We start from the raw sequence: 25,886 nt of genomic DNA, 5'->3' as shown, positions 1-25,886 counted from the left end.
TTCTAAGGCGTCAGAGCTTTCGAGGGCGTCAGAGCTTTCCGGTGCCCGCGCCCTGCGTCACCGACGCGACGACGGACGAGGCCGGCTCGGCGGTGTAGCCGTACGGCGGGTTCGTGAACGAGCCCACCTGTGAGATCTCGGTGGCGGCGCCCCCGAGGTCGTTGCCCCGCAGCACCGCGTAGCCGTCGACGTCGCTGCTGCGGCTGGTGGTCACGGCGACCTTGGTGGAGCGGAAGACGTTGTTCTCGACGAGCAGCTGCGCGCCCATCCGCGAGTGCGCGGCCGTCTCGGCGCCCTGGACGTAGTTGTCGTAGAAGTGGCCGGTGCCGAAGCGGAGGCTGGGGATGCGCGAGTAGACGTTGCTGAAGTGGTTGTGGTGGTAGGTCACCTTCAAGTGGCCCTTGTCCTCGGACCCGTTGTTGTCGCTGTGTCCGACGAGGGAGCCCTTGAAGTGGTCCTTGAAGGTGTTCCACGACACGGTGACGTTGTCCGAGCCGTGGTTGATGTCGAGCAGACCGTCGTAATAGTCCTTGTCGTGTTCGCGGTCCGCCGAGAAGGAGTTGTGGTCGATCCACACCTTCGTCGACTCCTGCACGGTGATGCCGTCGGCGGGCGCGACCGGCTTGCTGATGTTCAGGTTGCGCACGACGACGTTGGTGGCCTCCTTGACGCGCAGGCCGCCGCCGGTGAAGCCGGAGGCCGAACCGGTGCCGAGGACCGTGGTGTTGGAGCCGATGTCGACCTGACCGCTGAGCGGGATCAGGCCGTTGACCTTGACGACCTTGGCGGTGTCGCTCGCCACGGCGGACTTGAAGGCGGCGAGCGTGCTGACGGTGACGGGGGTGGCGTTGCCGCCGCCCGTCGTCCCCGCGCCGAAGCCGACCGGTGCGTTCTCGGCCCGTACGGCCGGCGCCCGGTCGGCCGCCCGGGCGGGTTCGGCGGTGGCGAGCTGCGGCAGCGCGGCGCCGAGCCCGAGGGCCGCGGCGGCGGCCCCGGCGAACAGCATCAGGTGGCGGCGACGGTTGGGGCCCCTGCGGTGCGTGCTCATACGGATGTCCCTTCAGAGCGGCTCATGGGAGGGGTACGCCGGGTAGTCGCCGCCACCCGTCGGCAGGTTGCCGGTCAGGTGAGCCGGATCACGTTCCAGGAGAGTGGCTCCAGCGTGGCGGTCAGCGTGCCGTCCCGGAGCTCCGCGCCCGTCACCTCGTGCGGGACGACCCGCTCCGGCTCGGCGAGCGTGTTGCGGGCCTCCGGGTCGGCGTCCGCGAGCGCGCTGTGCTCGGCGACGGACGTCACGTCGAGACCGTGCAGGGCGACTTCCAGGGGCAGCGGCTCGGACTGGTGGCGGTTGACGGCGAAGACGGTCACGGTGCCGTCGTCGGCGCGTACCGCCGTGGCGTGCAGCAGCGGCACCTCGCCGAACTTCGCCGTCTCGTACGTCGGTGAGTCCACCCGCACGTCGAGGACCCGCCCGCGTCCGTACCGCGACGCCTGCGCGAAGGGGAAGAACGTGGTCTGCCGCCAGGCCGGGCCGCCCGGCTCCGTCAGGATCGGCGCGATCACGTTCACCAGCTGCGCGAGGCAGGCGACGGCCACCCGGTCCGCGTGCCGCAGCAGCGCGATGAGGAGGGAGCCGAAGACGACGGCGTCCGTGACCGAGTAGTTGTCCTCAAGGAGGCGGGGCGCCTCGGGCCAGTTGAGGGGATTCGCCGCCGCCTCTTCCTGGGTCCTGGACAGGTACCAGACGTTCCACTCGTCGAAGGAGAGGTTGATCTTCTTCTTCGACTTGAGGCGCGCCCCCACGTGGTCGCAGGTCGCGACGACGTTCTCGATGAAGGACTCCATGTCGACGGCGGAGGCGAGGAACGAGTCGCGGTCGCCGTCGATCTCCTCGTAGTAGGCGTGCAGGGATATGTGGTCGACGAGTTCGTACGTCTCGGCGAGGACGGTGGCCTCCCACGCGCCGAACGTGTCCATGGACTGTCCGGACGAGCCGCAGGCGACGAGTTCCAGGGCGGGGTCGATCTGCCGCATCGCGCGGGCGGTCTCGGCGGCGAGCCGCCCGTACTCCTCGGCGGTCTTGTGGCCGGTCTGCCAGGGGCCGTCCATCTCGTTGCCGAGGCACCAGAGGCGGATGCCGAAGGGGTCCTTGTCGCCGTGTGCGGCGCGCAGATCCGAAAGGGCGGTGCCGGAGGGGTGGTTGGCGTACTCCTGGAGCTCCAGCGCCTCGGCCACTCCCCTGGTGCCGAGGTTGACCGCCATCATCGGCTCGGCCTGCGGGCCGATCTTCTTGAGGAAGGCGATGTACTCGGAGAGGCCGAAGCGGTTGGACTCCGTGGAGCGCCAGGCCAGGTCGAGGCGGCGGGGCCGCTCGTCGACCGGGCCGACGGAGTCCTCCCACTTGTAGCCGGAGACGAAGTTGCCGCCGGGGTAACGGATGGCGGTCACCCCGAGTTCGCGGATCAGGTCGAGGACGTCCCCGCGCAGGCCCGCCTCGTCCGCGGTGGGGTGGCCGGGCTCGTGGATGCCGGTGTAGACGCACCTGCCGAGGTGTTCGACGAAGGAGCCGAAGAGGCGCGGGTCGACGTCGCCGACGGCGAAGTCCGGGTGCAGGGTGAAGCGGGCGGAACGGGTCATGACTCCCTCAACCTGATCTGGGATTGCGGCTGTCGAGCGGCCGTCCGTGCGGACGGCTCCGGGCTACTCGGTCCTGATGCGCAGGAACGTCACCGAGTTCGCGGGGAAGGTGTACGAGAACTTGTCGTCCACTCCCCTGAAGGTGGACGTTCTGGGCGCGACGGGCCGGGCGTCCTTGGTGTTCTCGGCGGCCGGGTCGGCGGCCAGCGTGGTCACCCGCGCCTTCGACGCGACCTTCGTGCCCGCACCGAGGTCGACCTGTGTGCGAGCCTCCGTACCCTGGGCGTTGACGACCTTGACGATCAGTTCGCCGGTGGCCTTGTCGCGGGTGACGACCTGGCGGAAGGGCTCGGCGGGCTTGTCGTCGGTGAAGGAGCCCCACTTCTTCCCGTCGAGGTAGAGCGTCACCTGGCGGCCGCGGACCTCGACGCGCAGGTCGTAGCTGCGGCCCGCCTCGATGGTCGTGCCGTCCTGGATCATCGTCTGCTTGGCGCCGTCGGTGGTCTTCTCCACGGCGGACTGGGTGTTGTTCCAGCCGCCGAGGTTCCACCAGTAGTGGTTGCCGGTGTCCTTGACGCCGAAGGCGACCATGAAGCCTTCCTTGCCCGCCTTCTTGGTGGCCTTCACGTTCAGGTCGTAGTTCTGCCAGCCCTTGTCGCCGGCCGTGACCAGGGTGTTCTCGGCGGACTCGTCGGACTGGACGTACGCGCCGTCCCTGACGGCCCAGCTGCCCTTCTCCGAGGCCTTCTTCCACTGGTTGTCACCGGCCGAGAAGTCGTCGGTGAGCAGCGTCTTGCCGTCCGCGCCCGTGACCTTCACGTCGTCGTACGCGGCGCTGGTCGCCCAGGTGGAGAGGCCGACGGCGCCGGTGATCGGTCCCGAGGTGGCCGGGGTGCCGGAGGCGGTGGAGGGCACGACCTCGTCGCCGACGTTGCGCATGAAGAGCTTCTGCGTCTCGTAGTTGGCCGAGCCCCAGGACTGGTCGTTGTCGAACCAGATCATGTTCGGCTTCCACTGCACGTAGTCCTCGTTGGCGAGCAGCGGCGCGTACGAGGCGAGCTTCACGACGTCGGCGTTGCGCTCCAGGCCGGTCATGAACGCGGCTTCGGAGAGCGCGTTGGAGAACTTGTTGCCCTGGGAGGCGTACTCGCCGAGGAAGACCTTCGGGCCCTTGCGGTCGTAGGAGTCGTAGCGGTCGTTGTTCTCCAGGAACCACTGGGGGCTGTTGTAGTAGTGCTCGTCGACCATGTCGACGTTCGCTTCGCGGTTGAGCTTCCAGGCGGTGTCGAATATCGCGCCGCTGTCGTCGGGGCCGGAGTTGGAGACGACGCTGATGTCCGGGTACTTGGCCTCGATGGCCGCGCGGAACTGCTTGAAGCGGGCGAAGTATTCGTGCGGCAGGTTCTCCTCGTTGCCGACCGCCAGGTGCGTGAGGCGGAAGGGCTTGGGGTGGCCCATCGCGGCGCGCTTCTTGCCCCACTCGCTGGTCGCGGGTCCGTTGGCGAACTCGATGAGGTCCAGGGTGTCCTGGATGTGCCGCTTCAGGAGCGCGTCGTCGTCGGTGGCCTTGTTCTGGCCGCAGCCGGTGACCAGGGCGGGCACCACGGGCAGCGGCATGGCGCCGGTGTCCTCGGCGAACTGGAAGTACTCGTAGTAGCCGAGCCCGTAACTCTGGTTGTAGCCCCAGAAGTTGCTGTTGGTGGCGCGCTGCTCGACCGGGCCGATGGTGTCCTTCCACTGGTAGGAGCGCTTGCGCTGCCAGCCCGACTTCTCGTCGTACGCCTCGTGGCTGCCGGTGTTGACCAGGCAGCCGCCGGGGAAGCGCAGGAAGCCGGGGTTCAGGTCGGCGATCTTCTCGGCGAGGTCCTTGCGCAGGCCGTTCTCGCGGCCCTTGTAGGTGTCGCGCGGAAAGAGGGAGATCTCGTCGAGCGCGACGGGGGCGCCGGCGGTGACGGTGAGCCGGCCGGTCGCGGAGGTGCGCGTTGCGGTGAAGGAGAGCTTGTACTTGGCCCAGCCGCCGCGCGCGGTGACGCGGCGGGCCGCGGCCAGTTCACCGGCGGAGTCCCGGAGGCCGATGGTCAGCGGCGCGGTCGCCGCCCCGTCGGTGCGGGCCCAGACGGAGAAGTCGTACCGCTTGCCCTTGGTGACCGCGATGCCGGTGTTGTAGCCGGAGTTCGCGACGGCCGAACCGGCGGACAGCGAGAGGTAGTTGCGGTTGCGCGCGTTCAGGCGGCCGTCGTCGTTCAGGACGCGGGCGGCGCCCGAGGCGTCCCACGACGTCAGCGGCGTGTAGGCCTTGTTGTCGTCGGTGCTGTACTCGAAGGACCTGTTCTGCACGAGCTCCGCGTAGAGCCCGCCGTCCGCCGCACGGTTGATGTCCTCGTAGAAGACGCCGTACATCGAGTCGTCGATCTTCGCGCCGGTACGGTCCGTGTCGACGTCGATCGTGTAGTCGGCCGGCTCGTCCGGAGCGGCGGGCCCGGCCGCCGCGCCGGGGCTCGCGGCGAGCGTCCCCGCGAGCAGAGGCCCCAACGCCCCTACGGTGAGCCCGAGTTTCCATCTCCTGCGCGCCATGTCCACCTCTGCCGTTCTCGATACTCGCGTTCGATATTTCGGACACTGATCAGGATTACGAACGGCAACTTAGGCAGCAGAGATGAGCACGTCAACGCCTCGCACAGAACGCCCCGCAATTCACAGCGACTTCGTCCGAACCATTGACGCGCACGATGTTCGACCTTACGGTCCGTTCGAAGTTGCGACCGTCATTCGACATACCGAACAACCGGAACGGCCGTGAGAGATGACGAAGAGAAGAGAGGCGTCATGTCACCCTCCCTCCCGAGCCGCCGCGGCGTGCTCGGCGGGCTCGGAGCACTCGCCGTCGCGGGCAGCTTCGGGCTCGCCGCCGCGAACCGGAGCGCCTCCGCGCTGACCTCCGGAGCGGACGTGCGGCTCCGCTACTGGAACCTGTTCAGCGGCGGCGACGGCGTGAACATGATCGCGATGCTGGACGCCTTCCGCCGGGCGAACCCGGGCGTTGACGTGCTGGACTCGACCCTGCTCTGGGGCAATCCGTACTACACCAAGCTCGCCATGGCCGCCTCCGGCAACCGCGCCCCCGAGCTGGGCGTCCTGCACCTGGGACGGCTCGCGGGCTTCGCCCCCGAGCGGCTGCTCGACCCCTTCGACGTGGAGCTCCTGGCCCGGTACGGGGTGCGGCAGGAGGACTTCAACCCCGCCCTGTGGAAACGGTCCGTCGTCGACGGGAAGCTGTACGCCGTCCCCCTCGACATCCACCCGCAGCTCCACTTCTACCGCAAGGACGTCTGCGAGAAGGCCGGGCTCATCGGCGACGACGGGAACCTCGTCCCTTTCACCTCCGTCGACGAGTGGTTCGACGGGCTGAAGGCCGCCAAGAAGGCGGTGCGCCCCGGCGTGCAGACCCTCGGACTGCACGCGTCCAACCAGAACCATGCCTGGTGGTTCTTCATGTCGTTCTTCGCGCAGGCCGGCGGCGCCTACTACGACCCGGGCCTCACCGACGTCACGTTCGACGAGGACAAGGCCACGGAGATCCTGGAGTTCCTGCGCCGCCACATCGTCGACGGCTACGCCACCACGGGCGCCCCCGACGCCGAGCACTTCATCAACGGCGGCGCGTTCGTCTGGGAGGGCGGCTGGTCCGTCCCTGTCTACTCGGGGCCGAAGCTGAAGTACGGGGCCACCCCGATGCCGGCGCTCTTCGGCAGGCCCGCCACGCAGGCCGAGTCGCACTGCTTCGTGCTGCCCCGGCAGGCCGACCGCGGCGGCCCCGCCAACGACGCCGCCCACCGCCTCGCCGCGTACATCGTGCGGCACGGCGCCGACTGGGCGCGCGGCGGCCACATCCCCGCCCACCTGCCGACCCTGAAGTCCGCCGCGTACCGGAAGCTGCGCCCGCAGTCCGAGTACGTCTCGGTGATGGACCAGATGGCGCTCGAACCGGAGGCCTGGTTCGCGGGCTCCACCGGAACGCTCGCACAGCGCGTCGGCCCCGTCGTCGTCTCCTCCAACCTCGGCTCGGCCAAGCCCGCCGCGGCGGCCCGCCGGATGCGGGGCGTCCTGGAGAAGCTCCTGGAGATGAAGAACCCCATGGAAGGCAGAACCGCGGCCGAAGGGAGCCCGACGGCATGACCACGACCAGCGCCGGGGCCACCGCCCCGGCCACCGCGACACCCCGGGCTGTCCGCGCCACCGCCGAACGCAGTACGACAGGGACCCGCACCGGCCGCCGGTTCCAGCACGGCGGCTGGTTCGTCGCGCCGTTCCTGCTGCTCTTCCTGCTCTTCGTGATCGTGCCCGTGCTGCGCGGCGTGTGGCTGAGCCTCACCGACGCCAACATCTCCGGCGAGGGCGCCCGTTTCGTGGGCCTCGACAACTACACCGAGGCCCTCCAGGACCCCCTGGTCTGGGACTCACTGGGCCACAGCGCCTACTTCACGCTCCTCGTGGTCCCCTGCATCGTGCTCGTCGCCCTCCTCCTCGCGCTGCTCGCGCACCACATCGAGCACGCCAAGTGGCTGTGGCGGCTCTGCTTCTTCGCGCCGTTCCTGCTGCCGTCGACCGTCGTCGGCAACATGTGGCGCTGGATGTTCAACCCGGACACCGGGCTGCTCGACCACGTCTTCGGCATGGAGACGGCCTGGCTCACCCAGAAGGACACGGCGATGACGGCCGTCGTCGTCGCCACCCTCTGGTGGACCGTCGGCTTCAGCTTCCTGCTCTACCTCGCCGCGCTGCAGAACATCCCGCAGCACCTGTACGAGGCCGCCGCGCTTGACGGCGCCAACGCCTGGCACCGGACAGTGCACATCACCCTGCCCATGCTGCGCTCCATCACGGGCCTGGTCGTGGCGCTGCAGATCCTCGCCTCGCTCCAGGTCTTCGACCAGGTCGTGGTGATGTATGACTTCGGCCCCGGCCCCGAGGAATCGACCCGGACCATGGTCCAGTACACCCTCGAACAGGGCTTCACCAGCTACCGCGTGGGCTACGCCTCCGCCATCTCGATCCTGTTCTTCCTGATGATCGCGGTCATCGCGCTGGGGCGCATGTGGCTGCTGCGCAAGCGTGAGGAGGGCGTCCAGTGAGCACCGCCATGGGAGTACGCCGCAAGTGGCGGCCGAGCCAGATCGTCCTCACCGCCGTCGGCCTGCTGGTCTCCGCTGTGATGACCGCGCCGCTCGTCTGGACCTTGTTCACCTCCTTCAAGTCGGAGGCCGAGGCCGTCGCCGTACCGGTCGGGTGGCTGCCCGACGAGTGGACCGCCCAGGCCTGGCGGAGCATCTTCGAGACCGGCAACATCACCAACTGGTTCGTGAACTCGGTCGTCGTCTCGGTCTGCGTCACCTTCGTCGTCGTGCTGACCGGCGCGCTCGCGGGCTACGGCTTCGCACGCACCGAGTTCCGCGGCAAGAGCGCGCTGATGGGCCTCGTCATGGCGGGCCTGATGATCTCCCCCGCGGTGCTCGGCGTCCCGCTGTTCACCACGGTCCAGTCGCTGGGGATGGTCGACACGTACTGGGGCATGATCCTGCCGCAGTGCGCGCCGGCCGCGATGGTCTACATCCTCTACAAGTTCTTCCAGGGCATCCCGAAGGAGCTGGAGGAGGCGGCGTTCTGCGACGGCGCGGGACGGTGGCGGATCTTCTTCACCATCGTGCTGCCGCTGGCCCGGCCCTCGCTCTCCGCGGTCGGCATCTTCACCTTCATCGGCTCCTGGAACAACTTCCTGTGGCCGTACATGGTGACCAACAACCCCGAGCTGATGACCATGCCGAACGGCATCGCGACCGTCATGAACTCCTACGGCATCCAGTGGGCGCAGCTGATGGCGGGCGGCCTGATGGCCGGCCTGCCGCTGATCGTGGTGTTCGTCTTCTTCCAGCGGCAGATCGTCGCGGGAGTGGCGCACACGGGTCTCGCCGGACAGTAGGCACGGAGGAGAGCGCCCCCGCGCGAGGGGCGCTCTCCCGGCATCTGCCGTACGTGCTACTGGTAGCTGATGTCCGCGGCCGTGAACTTGCAGTACGTGCCGTCGGGGCCGGAGCCCGTCTTGGTCGGCTCGTCACCGGTGTTGTTGCCGGTGAAGCGGTCGCACGTGGAGATCTTCTTGCTGCTGTCGCCGTGGATGCGGACGTTGCGCAGCGCCGCCGTGTCGCCGTAGTTGGTGTTGATGCCGACGATCGACTTGCCGGGCGCGGTGACGTCCACGTCGTTGATGATGATCGACCGCTTGTACTGCTTGGAGCAGTTGCCGCAGGAGCGGACCAGCTTGCCGAAATTGGAGACCTGGAACTTGGTCACGACCAGCTTGCCCGCGCCGTTGAACTGGAGGACCTTGTCGTCGGCCTTCCGCGCGCCACCGCCGTAGACCGTGTACGTCGAGCCCGCCGAGGTCCCCTTGAAGGTGGCGGCGTCCTCGCCGACGTCCTCCCACCACACGTTCTCCAGGGTGCAGCTGCCCTGGCAGTGGATGCCGTCCGCGGCCGGGGAGCCGATGATGACGTTTTTGAGGACCGCGCCGTCCTTCAGCTTGAAGATCGGGTCCTGGCCCTCGTCCTGGCCGTCGCCGCCCAGGTCACCGGTGCCGTAGTAGCGCTTGAGGCCGCCGTCGCGGGTGCCGGAGACCTCGATGGTCTTCGCCGTGGGGGCCTGGCCCCTGGCCTCCGGCCAGGCCGCGGCCGCGGTCGTGGCCGCGCCCGCCGGCGACAGCATCATGTTGGTCGCGACCCCGGCGCCCGTGAGAGCGAGGGCGACGGTCGCCGCGCCGATGGCCCGGCGCTTGGTCAGGCGCCGCTTGCGGCCCTTGCGCAGTTCAGCTCGTGGTGTCATGTGTCCCATTCCTCGACGTGGGGGGAGAACGTTTCCGCTGTGTGGTCTCCGCCGGCCGGGAATGGGTTGCCGCCGTTCCGAAAGTTTCCGCGCGTTCAGGCGAAGTCGCCCCGCCACACCGCCCGTTCGTCCGATGTGCCCGCATGGACCGCATACGTGTCGGCGCCCGCGTCCCGCTTGCCTCCCGGGTGGTTGAACTGCCCGGCGAAGACGTGCTCCCCGACAGCCACGCTCCTCCCCTCCTTGAGCGTCCACCGGTAGACGAGGAAGCCGTCCCGCTCCGCGACCGAGACGTCGAAGTCGTCCTCGGGCAGGGAGCGCCAGTCGCCGGTGTCGGCGACCTCGCCGCTCCGGGCGACGCGCACCTCGACGGTGAGCGCGGTCAGCGGCTTCTTCGCCTTGATGGTGATGTCGCTCTGTGACCAGTACGTGCTGGAGCCCGGGTCGATCGAGCCGTCCGCCCACAGGAGACGGTCCGCAGGCACGCTCTTCGGTGTCTTCGGTGCCTTTGGGGTCTTCGGTGTCTTTGGTGACTCGGGGGGCGTCGTGGGTGTGCCGCTGGGGCGGCGGGTCGGTGTGTCGGGGGTGCGGGACGGGTCCGGCGCCGCGGTCGGCGGCCGGGGTGTGGTGCTGGTCGCCACGGACTGCGGCGAGGGTTCGTCGTCCCGCAGGACGGCGGCCACCCCGTACCCGACGACCGCGAAGACCCCTGCCACGGCGGCCGTCGCGCTCACCACCCGCAGCCAGGACGCGCTGCCCGCGTGACGGGTGGCCTGCGACCGCCGCTCCGGCCGCCGCTCCCCCTCGGCCATGCCGCGCTCGATGCGGGCCCGCATCCGCTCCCGGTCGGGCCGGTGCGCCTGCGCCGCGCCGCGCAGCTTCCTGCGCACGCCCTCGTCGTCGTGTCCGTCGTCCCTCATGAGCTTCCCCCCGTGTCCGCCGTGACCGCGCGCACCCGTGCGAGGGCGGGGTGCGGGCCGAGGCGTCGTTGCAGCTCAGCCATTCCCTTCGACGTCTGACTCTTCACCGTACCCACCGAGACCCCGAGGGCCAGTGCGGTGTCCTTCTCCGAGAGGTCGAAGGCGTGCCGCAGGACCACACAGGCCCGCTTGCGGAAGGGCAGCGCGCGCAGCGCGTCCCGCACGTCGACGACGGCCGGTATGTCGGGGTCCGCGACGTCCTCGTCGCGGCCCGACCAGAAGAGCGTGATGCGGCGCCGCTCGCGTACGGCGCTGCGGATGCGGCTGCGCGCCATGTTCGCGACGACGCCACGGGCGTACGCGGCCGGGTGGTCGGCGGCCCGCACCCGGTCCCAGCGGTGCCAGAGGGCGAGGAGCGCGTCGGCCGCCAGGTCGTCCGCGCCGTCGGCCTCGCCCGTCAGGAGGTGGGCGAGGCGGGCGAGTTCGGCGTAGTGCCGCTCGAAGAAGGCGTGGAACTCGGCGGCCGCGTCGTCCGCGGCCGGCGTCATGGGTGCCCTCTCTTCCTCGCTGTCCGTCACCGTGACGGAAGCGGGAACTCTAGTGGGTCTCTCCGTCCGTGCGGACATCGGGCAGGATCACCTCCCCCACGCCGTGCGCCGACGCGCGCCCGTCGACCGTGCGCACCCGGAAGGGGCGCCGGGAGCCGGACGCGAGGACGCGGACGCCGGTGCCGTGCCGCGTCGCGCGGAAGACGGCGGCGGTCCTGCCCTCGTGGTCGGGGACGGTGATCTCGGTACGGAGCACCGCTCCCGGAGTGACCAGGAGCGTCAGGTCGTCGAGCCAGTCGCCGTCGGGCCGCTGGTCGTCGGCGCCGAGCGGGAGCAGGGCGCCGGGCCGCACGTACAGCGGCAGGCTGTCGAATCCATGGGTCTCGCGCCGCCAGCCCGGGCCCTGCACGGTTTCGCCGGTCAGGAGGTGGGTCCAGGTGCCTTTGGGTACGTAGAACTCGACGTCGCCCTCGGCGCTGAAGACGGGGGCGACCAGCAGGTCGGGGCCGAGCATGTACTGCCGGTCGAGGGTGCGGCAGGCCGGGTCGTCGGGGAACTCCAGGACCATCGGGCGCATCACCGGCACGCCGTCGCGGTGGGCCTCGGCGGCCGCACCGTACAGGTACGGCATCAGCTGGTGTTTGAGGCGGGTGAACTTCCGTGCCACGTCGACGGCTTCCTCGCCGAACGCCCACGGCACCCGGTAGGAGACGTTGCCGTGCAGGCGGCTGTGGGAGGAGAGCAGGCCGAAGGCGAGCCAGCGCTTGAAGACCGCCGGGTCCGGGGTGCCCTCGAAGCCGCCGATGTCGTGGCTCCAGAAACCGAAGCCGCTCAGCGACAGGGACAGGCCGCCGCGCAGCGACTCGGCCATGGCGCCGAGCGAGGCGAAGCAGTCGCCGCCCCAGTGCACGGGGAACTGCTGGCCGCCGGCGGTCGCGGAGCGCGCGAAGAGGACCGCTTCGCCCGTGCCGCGCTCCTTCTCCAGGAGTTCGAAGACGGTGCTGTTGTAGAACTGCGCGTAGTAGTTGTGCATGCGGTGCGGGTCGGAGCCGTCGTGCCAGACCACGTCCGTGGGGACGCGCTCGCCGAAGTCGGTCTTGAAGCAGTCGACGCCCTGGTCGAGCAGGGCGCGCAGCTTGGCCGCGTACCAGGCGCGGGCGCCCGGGTGGGTGAAGTCGACGAGGGCCATGCCGGGCTGCCACAGGTCCCACTGCCAGATGTCGCCGTTCGGCCGCCGGACGAGGAAGCCCTCGGCGGCGGCCTCGGCGAACAGCGGGGACTTCTGGGCGATGTAGGGGTTGATCCAGATGCTGACCTTGAGTCCCCGCTCGCGGAGTCTGCGCAGCATGCCCTCCGGGTCGGGGAAGACGTCCGGGTCCCACCGGAAGTCGGTCCACTGGTGTTCGCGCATCCAGAAGCAGTCGAAGTGGAAGACGCTGAGCGGGATGTCGCGCTCCGCCATGCCGTCGACGAACCCGGCGACGGTCTCCTCGTCGTACGGCGTGCAGAAGGAGGTGGTGAGCCAGAGCCCGAAGGACCAGGCGGGCGGCAGGGCGGGCCGGCCGGTGAGCGCGGTGTAGCGGCGCAGGACGTCCTTGGGGGTGGGGCCCGCGATGACGTAGTACTCGAGGGACTGGTCCTCGACGCTGAACTGGAGCTGGCCGACGGACTCGGAGCCGACCTCGTAGGAGACCTTGCCGGGGTGGTTGACGAAGACGCCGTAGCCACGTGAGGAGAGGTGGAAGGGGATGTTCTTGTAGGCCTGCTCGCTGCTGGTGCCGCCGTCGGCCTGCCAGATGTCGACGCTCTGCCCGTTCTTGACGAACGGGGTGAAGCGCTCCCCGAGCCCGTATATGAACTCGCCCACGCCGAGCGCAAGTTGCCCGATCATGTGGTGGGCCCCGTCGGGGGTGGTCGCGAAGGCGGTGCCGCGCCGCTCGACGGCGGTCAACGGCTGCCCGTCGCCGTCCAGGAACTCCAGGCCCCAGGGCCCGTCGCTGTCCAGCCGGAGGGTGAGCGGGCCACTGGTCAGTTCGGTGACGGTGCCGTCGCGCCGGAGCAGCGGCACGTCCCCCGAGGCCGCCGCGCCCTCGCTGGCGAAGAGGGTGAAGTCCGGCCCGTGGTGGGCCTTCCCCGCGTGGTGTGTCGTGCGGACACCGATCACCCCTTCGGCGGGCGAGAAACACTCGACCGTGATCAGCGGCGAGTTGAGCGTGTCGCCGCGCTCGCGCACCGGCTTGACGGCGGCGTACGCGGTGAAGCCGCGGCCGCTCTCCCGCACCTCGCGCACATCGGTCGCGTACGAGGCCCGGACCCCGTCCCGCATCAGCCAGAAACCGTCGGTGAACCTCATGCCGTGCCCTCGCCCTCTCCGCCTGCCGTGAAGGTGATCCGCGCGAGCCGCACCGGTCCGCGCAGCCGTACGCGCAGGTCACGCACCCCGGAGGCGGCGAAGACCGCGCCGTGGACGGCGTAGTCGTACCTGCCGCCCGTCGGCGGGACCGTGACGGTGGTCGCGGTGCTGCCCGAGATGAGGTCGACGGCGCCCTCGCCCGCAGCCTCGACGGAGACGCCGCGCACGCCGGAACCGAAGTCGCAGTCGCAGAAGAGCAGTTCACCGGCCCCGTCATCCAGGGCGCGCACCGCATCGCCCGCCGCCGTCCTCGCACGGTCGACTATCTCGGTACCGGACTGCGTGTCGTAGCCGGTCGCCGCCAGGCCGTCCCTCCGCGTCGGCCTGGCGGCGATCGGGTCGCCGTCGATGCCGACGGACGCGGTGAGCCGGATGTCCGCGCTGGAGGCCCCGGCGAGCAGGTCGTACGCGCCGGGCGCCAGGGCCCAGCGGTCGTGCCGCACGTCCCAGAACTCCAGGCCGGACAGCGGCACTTCGAAGTCGAGCCGGCACGTGGCTCCGGCGGCGAGGTGCACGCGGCGGTGGGCGACGAGCTGCCTGTCCGGCAGGGTGAGGCCCGCCGCGCCGTTCCGTGGTGCGCGTACGTAGAGCTGCGCCACCTCGTCCGCGGCGACGGCGCCGGCGTTGGTGAGGGTGAACGCGGCCCGGAGCCGCTCGCCCTCGCGTACGGCCGTGAAGCCCTTGTACGTGAAGGCGGAGTAGCTGAGGCCGTGCCCGAAGGAATACAGCGGCCGCTTGGCGTCCGCGTCCGCGTACAGGTAGGTCTGCCGCGAGCCGATGACGTCGTAGTCGAGCAGATCCGGCAGGTCGGAGTCGGCGGCGTACCAGGTCTGCGGGAGCCGGCCGGCCGGGGAGACGTCACCGGCGAGGACGCGGGCGAGCGCGGTGCCCGCGGCCTGGCCGCCGTGCGCGGTCCACAGCAGCGCGGGCAGTTCCGCGTGGGCGTCGGGGACCGCGTACGGGTAGGAGGAGGTGAGCACCAGCGCGGTGCGCGGATTGGCGGCGCGCGCCGCGCGCCACAGCCGCTCCTGGTGGGGCGGCAGGGCGAGGGTCGTGCGGTCCTGGGTCTCGCGGCCGTTGATGTGCGGGTCGTTGCCCGCGACGACGACGACGGTGTCCGCGTCGGCGGCGACCCGGGCCACGGCGTCCTCGCCGCGCTCCAGCACCTCGACGGTGAAAAGTTCCCCCACTGCGGCAACCTTCACCGCACCGGCGGCGACAGAGACGTACCCACCCGTTCCCGCATGCGTGATGAGGTATCCGTCCCCGTGCCCGTCCCCGTGCCCGCCCCCGTGCTCGACGAGCCCGAACGTCTCCTGCACGACCCAGCCGCCCGGCTGCTCCGCCGAGGCACGCACGAACCCGTCGTCGGCGACCGAGAGGTAGCGCCCGTCCGCGGCCCGCAGGGTCCACGCCCCGCCGCCCCAGTCGACGAGGGCGAATTCGGTGGCGTCGGCCTGTTCCCCGCAGACGGTCAGTGGCGGCAGGTCGGTACGGCCTGCGAGCAGGGCGGGATCGAGCGCGCCCTCGGCGGCCGGGGCCTGGCCGGCCGGGTCCGAAGGGGTCGGCGGCGGCACCCGCAGCCAGCCCGCCCCGCACCTCAAACGCACCCGGTCCGCGCCCTCCGCGAAGGTGACCCGGTCGGCGCCGAAGCGGGTGCGGAGGCCGTCGAGGGCGGTGCTGCGGCGGATCAGGGTGCCGCTGTACCAGTCGGTCTTGCACTCGTCGGCGAGCAGGCCGACGACCGCGATCCGGGTGCCTTCGGCGAGCGGGAGCAGGCCGTCGTCGTTCTTGAGCAGGACGACGGCCTGTTCGGCGGCTTCCAAGGCGAGTTCGCGGTGGGCGGGCGTGTCGATGTCGTCCGGGGACGCGGTCGCGTACGGACCGCCGTCCGGGTCGAACTCACCGAGCCGCAGCCGCACCGAGAGCTGCCTGCGCACCGCAGCGTCGATGTCCGCCTCCGTCAACAGACCCTTGTGCAGGGCTTGTTGGAGGCGGCCGACGATCACCGACGAGTCGGTGCCGTGGTCCGTGAAGCTGTCCACGCCCGCGACGAGGGCGGCGGCGACCGCCTCTTCGTGGGTGTCGAAGTAGTGCTCGGAGTCGACGAGGTTGCTGGGCGCGCCCGCGTCGGAGCAGACGAGCAGGTCCTTGTCCGTCCAGCGGCGCAGCTGCTCGCGCAGGTACGGCGACACGTGGTTGGGGCGGCCGTTGACCAGGTTGTAGGCGGGCATCACGCCGGCGACCGCGCCCGCCTCGACGGCGGCGCGGAAGGCGCGCAGGTCGTACTCGTGCAGGACGCGCGGGCGCACGGAGGAGTTCGACGTGTCGCGGTGCGTCTCGTTGTTGTGGGCGAGCCAGTGCTTGAGTACGGGCGCGGTGCGCCAGCGCGTGGGGTGGTCGCCGCGCAGGCCGCGCGTGTAGGCGACGGCGAGGGCCGAGGTGAGGTGGGGGTCCTCGGCGTAACCCTCTTCGTTCCTGCCCCACAGCGGGTGGCGCAGGAGGTTGACGGTGGGCGCCCAGAGGTTGAGGCCGACGCGGTCGTCCCGCGCGCGCATGGCCCGCGCCTCGGTGCCGACGGCCTCGCCGACGCGCCGCAGCAGGTCGTCGTTCCAGGTCGCGCCGAGCCCGACGGCCTGCGGGAAGACGGTCGCGGGGCCCATCCAGGCGACGCCGTGCAGCGCTTCCTGTCCGGTGCGGAACGCGGCGATGCCGAGCCGCTCGACCGCGGGCGTGAACTGGTGCAGGAGCGCGACGCGTTCGTCGGCGGTCAGCCGCGCGAGGAGGTCGTCCACCCGCTTGTCCGGCGGCAGGCCGGGGTCGCGGAACGGCGGCGGGTTCTCGGTCACGTGGGGGTCCTCCGGGCTGGCGACAGGCTCCTTCGAAGCGCTTCGATGCTCTGTGTTCGGTGCCGTCCATGTCAAGGGAAGGTCCGGGGCTCCCCGCCCGAAGGGCCCGCTAGTTCGTGCGGCAACTGCGCCCGCCAACTTACTTACGTCGTCGACGAATTCGGTTCCGAAGCCTTGTCCCGCTTCTCCCCTTCACCTAATCTCGCTCCGAAATCGAAGCGCTTCGACAAGGGTTTCGAGTGCCCGCCCCACGAAGGGTTGACGCAATGACGCCGAACTCCCCCTCCCCGAGGGCCGGTACGAGCCGCAGGGGCTTCCTCGCCTCCTCCGGGCTCGCCGCGCTCGCCCTGACGGGCGGTGCCCCGCTGCTCGCCGCATGCGGCGGCAGCGGCTCGAAGAACGAGGGCACCACGACGGGGAAGAAGCTCAAGGACCTGCTGCCCGCGTACGTCGCCTCGGACGTCGCCGCGCCGGACATCCCGGCCAAGAACGGCTCGGCCGCGGGTTTCACCAAGGCCCTGCCCGCGGCCGAGCTGAAGGTGTCGGTGCCGGAGCGGCTCGGCAAGGGCGGCCGGTTCACCGTCATGGCCCCCATCTGGGGCAACGTCCCCAAGCAGGGCAACCCGTACTGGACGGCGATGGACCGGGCCGCGGGCGTCCGGGTCACGTGGCAGAACCAGCAGGGCGACACGTACGGCCAGAAGCTGGGCGCGGTCCTCGCCTCCAGCCGGGTGCCGGACGCCGTGGTCGTGCCCGGCTGGGAGCTGACCGGCAAGATACCGAGCGCCATCGCCAACAAGTTCGCCGACCTCGGCCCCTACCTGAGCGGCGACAAGGTCAAGGAGTACCCGAACCTCGCGGCGATCCCCACCGGCGCCTGGCAGCGCTCGGTCTTCGGCGGCAAGCTCCGCGGGCTGCCGATGCCCGCCGCCACCACCCCGAACATCGCGCCCTTCCACCGCACCGACCTCTTCGAGAAGGAGGGCATCGAGGCGCCGACCAGCGCGCAGGAGTTCTACGACCTGTGCAAGCAGCTCAACGCCCCGAAGAGCAGGGTGTGGGCGTGCGGCGACATGACATGGGCGGCCTGGCACATCTTCGGCGTGCTGCCCGAGAAGCCGTACTACTGGAAGCTCGTCGGCGGCAAGCTGGTCAACCGCTACGAGACCGACGAGTACCTGGAAGCCCTGGAGTGGTCCCGCAAGCTCTACTCGGCGGGCTTCGTGCACCCCGACGCGAAGGCGGAGACCGGCAACATCGGTGACCTGTGCGCCGCCGGCAAGGTCTGGATGTACTGCCAGGACCTGTCCGACTGGTACGGCAAGGCCGCCGTGCAGCGCGTCGACAACAAGAAGTTCCGGATGGAGGCGTTCGACTACTTCGCCCCCGACGGCGGCGCGCCCACCCTGTACGCGCGGCCGCCCGCCGACATCTGGACGTTCATCAGCGAGAAGGCCGACGAGAAGACCGTCCGCGACATCCTCGCCCTCGCCAACTACACGGCCGCTCCCTACGGTTCGAAGGAGCAGCGGCTGCGGATGTACGGCGTCGAGGGCGTCCACCACACGTACGACGACGGTGTCCTCACCAAGAACGGCAAGGGCAACAACGAGGTCTTCTCGACGTACGAGTACCTGGCGTCGCCCGCGCCCTTCGTCGCCTACCCCGACCTGCCGGACGTGACCGAGGGCATGGTCGGCTGGCAGCAGCGCCAGGGCGCGCACACGAAGAAGCCGCTCTTCCACGGCATGATGATCATCGAGCCGACCCGGTACACCGAGCTGAACGCCGAGTTCGAGGACCTGGAGAAGGACATCGTGCGCGGCCGCAAGAAGGTCTCCGACATGCAGCGGGCGGCATCGGACTGGAAGTCGGGCGGCGGCGACAAGCTGCGCGACTGGTACAAGAAGCTGCTCGACGAGTCCGGCGGATCGGCGTCCTGACATGGCGCACGGTACGACCGGCACCCGCCCGGCCGCCCCCGGCAAGGCCGCCGCGCCCCCACCGGAGACGCCGCCGCCCCGGCCGGTGAAGGCGCGCCCGGCGCGCGTCCCGCTCCGGCACCGGCTGCGCCGCGACCGCGTCCTGCTCCTGATGGTGATGCCCGCGCTACTGCTGCTCATCGTCTTCAACTACGTCCCGCTGGCCGGCAACGTCGTCGCGTTCCAGGACTACGACCCGTACATCGCGGACAACGCGTTCCAGGCGATGTCGCAGAGCCCGTGGATCGGCTTCGAGCACTTCCGGCACATGGTGGACGACCGGCTGTTCTGGCAGGCGGTCAGGAACACCCTCGCCATCTTCGCGATCCAGCTGACGCTGTTCTTCCCGGTGCCGATCGCGCTCGCGCTGTTCATCAACAGCTTCGTGCGCCCGCGCGTACGGGCGGTGGCGCAGGCGATCCTGTACCTGCCGCACTTCTTCTCCTGGGTCCTCGTCATCACGGTCTTCCAGCAGATGTTCGGCGGGGCGGGCCTGGTCGCGCAGGTCCTGCGGGACCACGGGCACGACGGCTTCGACCTGATGACCGACCCGGGCCTGTTCAAGTTCCTGCTGACCTTCGAGATGATCTGGAAGGACGCGGGCTGGGGCGTCATCGTCTTCCTCGCCGCGCTCGCCGCCGTCAGCCCCGACCTGTACGAGGCGGCGGCGATGGACGGCGCGAACCGCTGGCGCCGCATGTGGCACATCCAGCTCCCGGCGCTGCGCCCGGTCGTCGCCCTGCTCCTGGTCCTCCAGGTCGGCAACGCGCTGACGGTCGGCTTCGAGCAGATCCTCCTGCAACGTGCGGCGGTGGGCGCCGCGGCCTCCGAGGTCCTGGACACGTACGTGTGGAACACCGGCCTCGACAACGGCAACTTCGGCTACGGCGCCGCGATCGGCATCGTCAAGGGCGTCTTCGGGCTGCTGCTGGTGCTCGGGGCCAACAAGGTGGCCCATCTCATGGGCGAGCAGGGGGTGTACAAGCGGTGAGTTCCCTCAACGTGCTGAACTTCGGCGTCAAGCCGGGCAGCAGGTCCGGTCTGCGCCCGGTGTGGGAGGAGCCGCCGACGCGGGCCGGGCTCGCCACCAAGGGCGTGACCCTGACGCTGGTCTGCCTGGCGGTGCTCTTCCCGGTGTGGGTGGTGGTCGTCACCAGCCTGTCCTCGGTGCGGACGATCACCGAGACGGGCGGCCTCGTGGTGATTCCCCGGGGCGTCACGTTCATCCACTACCAGGAGCTGCTCGGCGGCGGTCAGGTGTCGCGGGCCGCGCTGGTCAGCGTGGGCGTCACGGTCGTCGGGACGCTGTTCAGCATGGTCGTGTCGATCCTCTGCGCGTACGGTCTGTCGCGGCCCGGGTCCGTGCTGCACCGGCCGATCCTCCTTGTGATCGTCGCGACGATGTTCTTCGGCGCCGGTCTCATCCCCACGTATCTGGTGGTGCAGGGCCTCGGCCTCACCGACACGTATCTCTCCCTGATCCTGCCGAGCGCCCTGAACGTGTTCAACATCCTCGTGCTGCGCGCGTTCTTCATGGGCACGGCGCAGGAGCTGATCGAGAGCGCCCGCATCGACGGCGCCGGCGATCTGCGCATCCTGTGGCGGATCGTGATGCCCCTCTCGCGCGCGGTGATCGCCGTGATCACCCTCTTCTACGCGGTGGGCTACTGGAGCGCGTGGTTCAACGCGTCGATCTACCTCAGCGACCCGGACATGCTGCCGCTGCAGAACATCATGCAGCAGCTGGTCCTCAAGCAGCAGAAGCCGACCGGTCTGAGCCAGGCCATCAACACGGGCCACCTGTCGCCGCTCGCCATCCAGATGGCGGTGATGGTGCTCGCGCTGATCCCCGTGGCCGTGCTCTCGCCGTTCGTGCAGCGGCATTTCAAGCAGGGCATGCTCACCGGCGCAGTGAAGGGCTGACCACACCGATGCCTTCCCTCCAGGACGTCACCCGCGGCCGGATCCTCTTCGGCGGCGACTACAACCCCGAGCAGTGGCCCGAGGAGGTCTGGCACGACGACGTGCGCCTGATGAAGGAGGCCGGCGTCACCACCGTCACCCTCGGTGTCTTCTCCTGGGCGAAGCTCGAACCGCGCCCAGGCGCCCGGGAGTTCGGCTGGCTGGACCGGCTGATGGACCTCATGCACGAGCACGGCATCGGCGTCGTCCTCGCCACCCCGACCTCCTCTCCCCCGCCGTGGCTGGGCCGGCTGCATCCCGAGACGCTGCCGCGCGACGAGGACGGCAACGTCGAGTGGTGGGGTTCGCGCCAGCACTTCGCGCACTCCAGCGCCGCCTACCGCCGCTACGCGGCCGCCATCACCGAGGCCCTCGCCGCCCGGTACGCGCACCACCCCGCGCTCACCATGTGGCACATCAACAACGAGTACTGCACCTACGACTGGGGCGACGAGTCGGCGACCGCCTTCCGCCGCTGGCTGCGGGAGCGGTACGGCAGCCTGGACAACCTCAACTCCGCCTGGGGCACCGCCTTCTGGGGTCAGAGCTACGACGCCTGGGAGGAGATCCTGCCGCCCCGCCGCGCCCACTACCTGAAGAATCCGACGCAGGTCCTCGACTTCAAGCGCTTCACGTCCGACGCCCTCCTCGAGTGTTACGCCGCCGAGCGCGACATCGTCCGCGCCCACACTCCGCATCTCCCGGTCACCACCAACTTCATGCCGCTGTGGCAGGGCCAGGACGGCTGGAAGTGGGCGGCGGAGGAGGACGTGGTGTCGGTGGATCTGTACCCCGACCCGAAGGATCCGCTGGGCGGCCAGTACGGGGCGCTGGTCCAGGACCTCACGCGCTCGCAGGCGGGCGGCGGGCCGTGGATGCTGATGGAGCAGGCCGCGGGACCCGTCAACTGGCGCGGTGTGAACCACCCCAAGCCCGCCGGGCTCAACCGGCTCTGGACCTGGCAGGCCGTGGCGCGCGGCGCCGACGCCGTCTGCTACTTCCAGTGGCGGCAGTCCCGGCAGGGCGCGGAGAAGTTCCACTCGGGGATGGTGGGCCACGCGGGCGACGAGGGCCGCACCTTCCAGGAGGTCAAGCGGATCGGCGCCGAACTCCGCGCGCTGGGACCGGAGGTGGCGGGCACACGGGTGACCGCCGAGGTGGCGGTCCTGCACGACTGGGAGTCGTGGTGGGCGGGGCAGCAGGACGGCCGCCCCTCCTCCCTGCTCGACCACGCCGAGGTGCTCCGCGCCTGGCACCGCGCCCTGTGGGAGGCGAACCTCCAGGCCGACTTCGCCCACCCGGAGCGCGACCTGTCGGCGTACCGCATGGTCGTCGTGCCGCACCTCTACCTCCTCACCGACACCGCGGTCGACCGGCTCGTCGCGTACGTCCGCGGGGGCGGCTCGCTCGTCTGCGGCTTCTTCACGGGCGTGGCCGACGGGGACGACCGGGTGCGGCCCGGCGGGACCGACGCGCGGCTGCGCGCCCTGCTCGGCATCCGCACCCTCCACGAGTGGTGGCCGCTGGACGCCGACGAGAACGTGGACTGCGGGGAGTTCACCGGCACCCTCTGGTCGGAGGAGCTGACGGCCGCCGACGGGGCCGAGACGGTCGCCGCGTACCGGGGCGGCGAGCTCGACGGACTGCCCGCCGTGCTGCGCCACGGCCGTGCCAGGTACGTGTCCACGCTGCTCGAACCCGATGCCCTGCGCGGCCTGCTGGTCCGCGCCGCCACCGAAGCGGGCGTACGGCCTCCGCTCCCCGGCCTCCCCCACGGAGTCGAGGCCGTACGCCGCGGTGACCTGCTCTTCCTCCTGCACCACGGCCGCACCGAGGTGACCGTGACCGTGCCGGGCCCGCACCGGGACCTGCTGACCGGTGAGCCGGTCGACGGCACGGTCACGCTGGGCCGCCACGGCGTGGCCGTCCTGCGCGAGGACGCACGACCCGCGGGCTCGTCCTGAGTCCGCGGAGACATCCCCCCACCTTGGAGAGAACACCATGGGACGACACACCCGCCGCACCACCGTGACCCGGCTGCTCCTCGCCCCCGCGCTCGCCGCGGGCGTGGCCGTCGGGCTGACCTCCGCGCCGGCCCAGGCCGCCGTGTGGAGCAGCTGCGAGCAGTGGGGCAACACCACCCTGAACGGCTACACCCTCTACAACAACATCTGGGGCTCGGGCGCGGGCAGCCAGTGCGTCTCCGCCGACTCCGGCACCAAGTGGAAGGTGCGCGCCGACCACCCGAACACCAGCGGCATCAAGTCCTACCCGAACTCCAAGAAGGTGATCGGCAAGCCGGTCGACTCGCTGACCTCGCTGAAGAGCTCGTACAACGTGACGGTCCCGGCGGCGGGCGACTACAACTCCTCGTACGACATCTGGGACACCGACTACGACTACGAGATCATGCTGTGGGTCAACCACCACGGCAACGTCGGGCCGCTCGGCACCCCGCAGGGCACCGTCACGCGCGGCGGCCACACCTGGAACGTCTACAAGGGCAGCAACGGCCACAACGAGGTCTTCTCGTTCCTGCGCACCTCCGACTCGTCGGCCGGGACGGTCGACATCCTCCCCATCCTGAAGTGGATCAAGAACACCAAGGGCTGGATGGGCAACGAGACCATCGGTGACGTGCAGTTCGGTTACGAGATCAGCGGGTCGGCCGGCGGTCTCGACTTCACGACGAACTCGCTGACCGTCTTGACAAGCTGATTGGTCTGGACCAACTATGCGCACAGCAGCGGTGGCCACCGTCGTTCACATCCGCCCTTCACCTCTTCCTGGAGGCACTCCGTGGACCGTGTACGTCAGGGCAGACCCGGCATCCGCCGGCGACTCGGTGCGGTGATCGCCACCGGTGCCGCCGCCGCGCTCGCCGTCACCGCACTCGCCGCGCCCGCCCGGTCGGCGGACGCCCCGCCGCCCGGCGTCGCGGCGGACGTCAACGTCGCCAAGAACGCCGGGTTCGAGTCGGACCTGGCCAACTGGACCTGCGCCTCGAACAGCGGCGCCGCCGTCACGTCCCCCGTGCACGGCGGCGCCAAGGCGCTCAAGGCCACCCCGTCGGGCCAGGGCACCGCCGAGTGCTTCCAGATCGTCAGGGTCAAGCCCAACTCCACGTACAAGCTCAGCAGTTGGGTGCAGGGCAGCTACGCCTACCTCGGCGCACGCGGCACCGGCACCACCGACGTGTCGACGTGGACGCCGGGCACCTCGTCCTGGCAGCAGCTCTCCACCAGCTTCACCACCGGCGCGAACACCACGTCGGTCACCGTGTACACGCACGGCTGGTACGGGCAGAGCGCGTACTACGTCGACGACGTCAGCGTCCTCGGGCCCGACGGGGGCGGCGGCACCGACCCGGTGGAGATACCGGCCGTGCCGGCAGGCCTCGCGGCGGGCACGACGACGTCCACGTCGGTGGACCTGTCCTGGACCCCGGTGTCCACCGCCACCGGGTACACCGTCTACCGCGACGGCACGAAGGTCGCCTCGGTCAGCGGCGCCGCCACGACCGTCACCGGCCTCACCCCGGAGACCACCTACAGCTTCCAGGTGAGCGCCTCCAACGCGGCGGGCGAGTCCGCGAAGTCGACTGCGGTCTCCGCGCGGACCACCAAGGGCGGCGGCGGGGACGGCGGCACGGTGCCCAAGCACGCGCTGACCGGCTACTGGCAGAACTTCGACAACGGCGCGGCCGTGCAGAAGCTGCGGGACGTGTCGTCGCAGTACGACATCATCGCCGTCTCCTTCGCCGACGCCACCGCCACACCGGGCCAGATCACCTTCAACCTGGACCCGGCCGTCGGCTACTCCTCCACCGCCGACTTCAAGGCGGACATCGCCGCGAAGAAGGCCGCGGGCAAGTCCGTGATCCTCTCGGTCGGCGGCGAGAAGGGCACCATCTCGGTCAACAGCGACGCCTCCGCGACGGCCTTCGCCAACAGCGCCTACGCACTGATGCAGGAGTACGGGTTCAGCGGCGTCGACATCGACCTGGAGAACGGCCTCAACCCCACCTACATGACGAAGGCGCTGCGCCAGCTCTCCGCGAAGGCGGGCCCGAAGATGGTGCTCACGATGGCGCCGCAGACCATCGACATGCAGTCCACGTCCGGCGGCTACTTCCAGACGGCGCTGAACGTGAAGGACATCCTCACCGTCGTCAACATGCAGTACTACAACAGCGGTTCGATGCTCGGCTGCGACGGCAAGGTCTACAGCCAGGGCAGCGTGGACTTCCTGACCGCGCTCGCCTGCATCCAGCTGGAAGGCGGCCTCGACCCGTCGCAGGTCGGCATCGGCGTCCCGGCGTCGACGCGCGGCGCGGGCAGCGGCTACGTGGCCCCGTCGATCGTGAACAACGCCCTCGACTGCCTGACCCGCGGCACCGGCTGCGGCTCCTTCAAGCCGTCGAAGACCTACCCGTCGCTGCGCGGCGCCATGACCTGGTCGACGAACTGGGACGCGACGGCGGGCAACGCCTGGTCGAACGCGGTCGGCCCGAAGGTGCACAGCCTCCCGTAGGCGAACGGCCCGGCGATACGACGGGGGTTCAGAGACAGGCTCTCAGCGCGTCGGCGCCGGGTGCGGTGCGGGGCCCGTGCTGGCCCGCACCGTCAGCTCGGGGGCGAGGAGCTCCACCCCGTCCGTGCCGCGGGCCTCCAGCTTGGCGACGATCCGCTCCACCGCACGGCGCCCCATCTCCTGCGCGGGGATGGAGACCGAGGTGAGCCGCACGGATGCCCCGACCGCGACCTGGTCGGGGCAGATCGCCACCACCGAGACGTCCTCGGGGACCGCGCGGCCCTGCTGGCGCAGGAGCGCGAGCAGCGGCTCCACGGCCGACTCGTTCTGCACGACGAAGCCCGTGGTGCCGGGGCGCTCGTCGAAGATCCGGGAGAGCGTCGTGGCCATCGCGTCGTAACCGCCGTCGCTGGGGCGGTGCAGCAGCCGCAGCTCCAGCTCCCGCGCCCTGGTGCGGAGTCCGTCGAGGGTGCGCTCGGCGAAACCGGTGTGGCGCTCGTAGACGGCGGGGGCCTCGCCGATGACGGCGACGTCGCGGTGGCCGAGGCCGGCCAGGTGCTCGGCGCAGAGCGCGCCCGTCGCCGCGAAGTCGAGGTCCACGCAGGTCAGTCCGCCGGGGTCGGCGGGGAGGCCGATGAGGACGGCGGGCCGGTCGCTGGCGCGCAGCAACGGCAGCCGCTCGTCGTCGAGTTCGACGTCCATGAGGATCATCGCGTCGGCGATGCCGCTGCCGGTGACGCGGCGCACGGCGGCCGGGCCCTCCGCGCCGGTGAGCAGCAGGACGTCGTACCCGTAGGTCCGGGCCGTCGTGGTGACCGCGAGGGCGATCTCCATCATCACCGGCACGTACATGTCGGTGCGCAGCGGCATCATCAGCGCGATGACGTTCGACTTCGCGCTGGCCAGGGCGCGGGCGCCCGCGTTCGGGTGGTAGCCGAGCTGCTCGATGCTGCGCTCCACGCGCTCGCGGGTGCCCCGGGAGATCGAGCGCTTGCCGCTGAGCACATAGCTGACCGTGCTGGCCGAGACCCCGGCGTGCTTGGCTACCTCGGCTAGGGTGACCATGGAGTAACTCCTCCGACTGAGCGGTTCGGGCGGTGAACCGCTTCGATGCGGACCGGCCCACCGACCCTAAAGCTGCGGGCTTGACCTGTCCAGAGGCCTGT

At 70.4% G+C, this 25,886-nt stretch carries 18 protein-coding genes; 9 read left to right on the top strand and 9 right to left on the bottom strand.

What is annotated here, in order from left to right; genetic code table 11:
• Nucleotides 1–28: 28 nt before the first annotated feature.
• From ACI2L3_RS20230 to ACI2L3_RS20220, 3 genes are all read right to left on the bottom strand, one after another.
• Nucleotides 29–1,048: a polysaccharide lyase family 1 protein gene (locus ACI2L3_RS20230; protein ID WP_404753732.1), complete on the bottom strand. Its 1,020-nt coding sequence runs from the start codon at nt 1,046–1,048 to the stop codon at nt 29–31.
• Between the two features lie 74 nt (nt 1,049–1,122).
• Nucleotides 1,123–2,637: an alpha-N-arabinofuranosidase gene (locus ACI2L3_RS20225; protein WP_404753731.1), complete on the bottom strand. Its 1,515-nt coding sequence runs from the start codon at nt 2,635–2,637 to the stop codon at nt 1,123–1,125.
• Nucleotides 2,638–2,700: 63 nt separating this feature from the next.
• Nucleotides 2,701–5,211 (bottom strand): alpha-L-arabinofuranosidase C-terminal domain-containing protein, encoded by a 2,511-nt coding sequence (locus tag ACI2L3_RS20220; RefSeq protein ID WP_404753730.1) that lies wholly within the window; start codon nt 5,209–5,211, stop codon nt 2,701–2,703.
• A 252-nt stretch (nt 5,212–5,463) separates the two neighbouring features.
• Here ACI2L3_RS20220 and ACI2L3_RS20215 point away from each other — a divergent pair, with 252 nt between their 5' ends.
• Genes ACI2L3_RS20215 through ACI2L3_RS20205 form a run of 3 tightly spaced genes read left to right on the top strand, consistent with a single transcriptional unit; the run spans nt 5,464 to nt 8,614 of the window.
• The gene (locus ACI2L3_RS20215; RefSeq protein WP_404753729.1) at nt 5,464–6,813 is read left to right on the top strand and encodes an extracellular solute-binding protein; all 1,350 of its coding nucleotides are present in this window, start codon (nt 5,464–5,466) and stop codon (nt 6,811–6,813) included.
• Nucleotides 6,810–7,769 (top strand): carbohydrate ABC transporter permease, encoded by a 960-nt coding sequence (locus ACI2L3_RS20210; protein ID WP_404753728.1) that lies wholly within the window; start codon nt 6,810–6,812, stop codon nt 7,767–7,769. The genes ACI2L3_RS20215 and ACI2L3_RS20210 overlap by 4 nt, the downstream gene beginning before the upstream one ends.
• An 8-nt stretch (nt 7,770–7,777) precedes the next feature.
• Entirely contained in the window at nt 7,778–8,614 is an 837-nt protein-coding gene (locus tag ACI2L3_RS20205) for a carbohydrate ABC transporter permease (protein WP_404754030.1), read from the top strand.
• 56 nt (nt 8,615–8,670) lie between these two features.
• Here the strand turns inward: ACI2L3_RS20205 and ACI2L3_RS20200 are convergent, their stop codons facing one another.
• The 5 genes from ACI2L3_RS20200 to ACI2L3_RS20180 all read right to left on the bottom strand — a co-directional run bounded on the left by ACI2L3_RS20200 (nt 8,671) and on the right by ACI2L3_RS20180 (nt 16,243).
• Nucleotides 8,671–9,513 carry a pectate lyase gene (locus ACI2L3_RS20200; protein WP_404753727.1) on the bottom strand — a complete coding sequence of 281 codons (843 nt, stop codon included), beginning with the start codon at nt 9,511–9,513 and terminating at the stop codon, nt 8,671–8,673.
• A gap of 95 nt (nt 9,514–9,608) precedes the next feature.
• Nucleotides 9,609–10,433: a hypothetical protein gene (locus ACI2L3_RS20195; protein WP_404753726.1), complete on the bottom strand. Its 825-nt coding sequence runs from the start codon at nt 10,431–10,433 to the stop codon at nt 9,609–9,611.
• The gene (locus tag ACI2L3_RS20190) at nt 10,430–10,981 is read right to left on the bottom strand and encodes a SigE family RNA polymerase sigma factor (RefSeq protein ID WP_404753725.1); all 552 of its coding nucleotides are present in this window, start codon (nt 10,979–10,981) and stop codon (nt 10,430–10,432) included. The genes ACI2L3_RS20195 and ACI2L3_RS20190 overlap by 4 nt, the downstream gene beginning before the upstream one ends.
• Before the next feature lie 49 nt (nt 10,982–11,030).
• Nucleotides 11,031–13,334: an alpha-xylosidase gene (yicI, locus tag ACI2L3_RS20185; protein WP_404753724.1), complete on the bottom strand. Its 2,304-nt coding sequence runs from the start codon at nt 13,332–13,334 to the stop codon at nt 11,031–11,033.
• Nucleotides 13,331–16,243: a glycoside hydrolase family 3 C-terminal domain-containing protein gene (locus ACI2L3_RS20180; protein ID WP_404753723.1), complete on the bottom strand. Its 2,913-nt coding sequence runs from the start codon at nt 16,241–16,243 to the stop codon at nt 13,331–13,333. The genes yicI and ACI2L3_RS20180 overlap by 4 nt, the downstream gene beginning before the upstream one ends.
• Before the next feature lie 266 nt (nt 16,244–16,509).
• On the opposite strand from ACI2L3_RS20180, the gene ACI2L3_RS20175 reads away from it, so the two are divergent.
• The 6 genes from ACI2L3_RS20175 (at nt 16,510) to ACI2L3_RS20150 (ending at nt 24,720) form a co-directional block, all read left to right on the top strand.
• On the top strand, nt 16,510–18,186 hold the full coding sequence (locus ACI2L3_RS20175) for an extracellular solute-binding protein (protein WP_404753722.1): 1,677 nt from the start codon (nt 16,510–16,512) through the stop codon (nt 18,184–18,186).
• Between the two features lies 1 nt (nt 18,187).
• Entirely contained in the window at nt 18,188–19,216 is a 1,029-nt protein-coding gene (locus ACI2L3_RS20170; protein ID WP_404753721.1) for an ABC transporter permease, read from the top strand.
• A complete protein-coding gene (locus ACI2L3_RS20165; RefSeq protein ID WP_404753720.1) occupies nt 19,213–20,148 on the top strand; it encodes a carbohydrate ABC transporter permease in 936 nt (311 codons plus the stop codon). The genes ACI2L3_RS20170 and ACI2L3_RS20165 overlap by 4 nt, the downstream gene beginning before the upstream one ends.
• A gap of 8 nt (nt 20,149–20,156) precedes the next feature.
• Nucleotides 20,157–22,151, top strand: coding sequence for a beta-galactosidase (locus ACI2L3_RS20160; protein ID WP_404753719.1), 1,995 nt, complete (start codon nt 20,157–20,159; stop codon nt 22,149–22,151).
• Nucleotides 22,152–22,188: 37 nt separating this feature from the next.
• Nucleotides 22,189–22,905 (top strand): hypothetical protein, encoded by a 717-nt coding sequence (locus ACI2L3_RS20155; RefSeq protein ID WP_404753718.1) that lies wholly within the window; start codon nt 22,189–22,191, stop codon nt 22,903–22,905.
• Nucleotides 22,906–22,986: 81 nt separating this feature from the next.
• Nucleotides 22,987–24,720, top strand: coding sequence for a chitinase (locus ACI2L3_RS20150; RefSeq protein ID WP_404753717.1), 1,734 nt, complete (start codon nt 22,987–22,989; stop codon nt 24,718–24,720).
• 42 nt (nt 24,721–24,762) lie between these two features.
• Here ACI2L3_RS20150 and ACI2L3_RS20145 read toward each other — a convergent pair whose 3' ends face one another.
• Entirely contained in the window at nt 24,763–25,785 is a 1,023-nt protein-coding gene (locus tag ACI2L3_RS20145) for a LacI family DNA-binding transcriptional regulator (protein ID WP_404753716.1), read from the bottom strand.
• Between the last annotated feature and the right edge of the window lie 101 nt (nt 25,786–25,886).

The sequence above is a fragment of the Streptomyces sp. NPDC029674 genome (genome assembly GCF_044903205.1).
Classification (GTDB): domain Bacteria; phylum Actinomycetota; class Actinomycetes; order Streptomycetales; family Streptomycetaceae; genus Streptomyces.
Note: the sequence above shows the minus strand (reverse complement) of the source record. Positions and strands in the feature narration are given on the sequence as shown.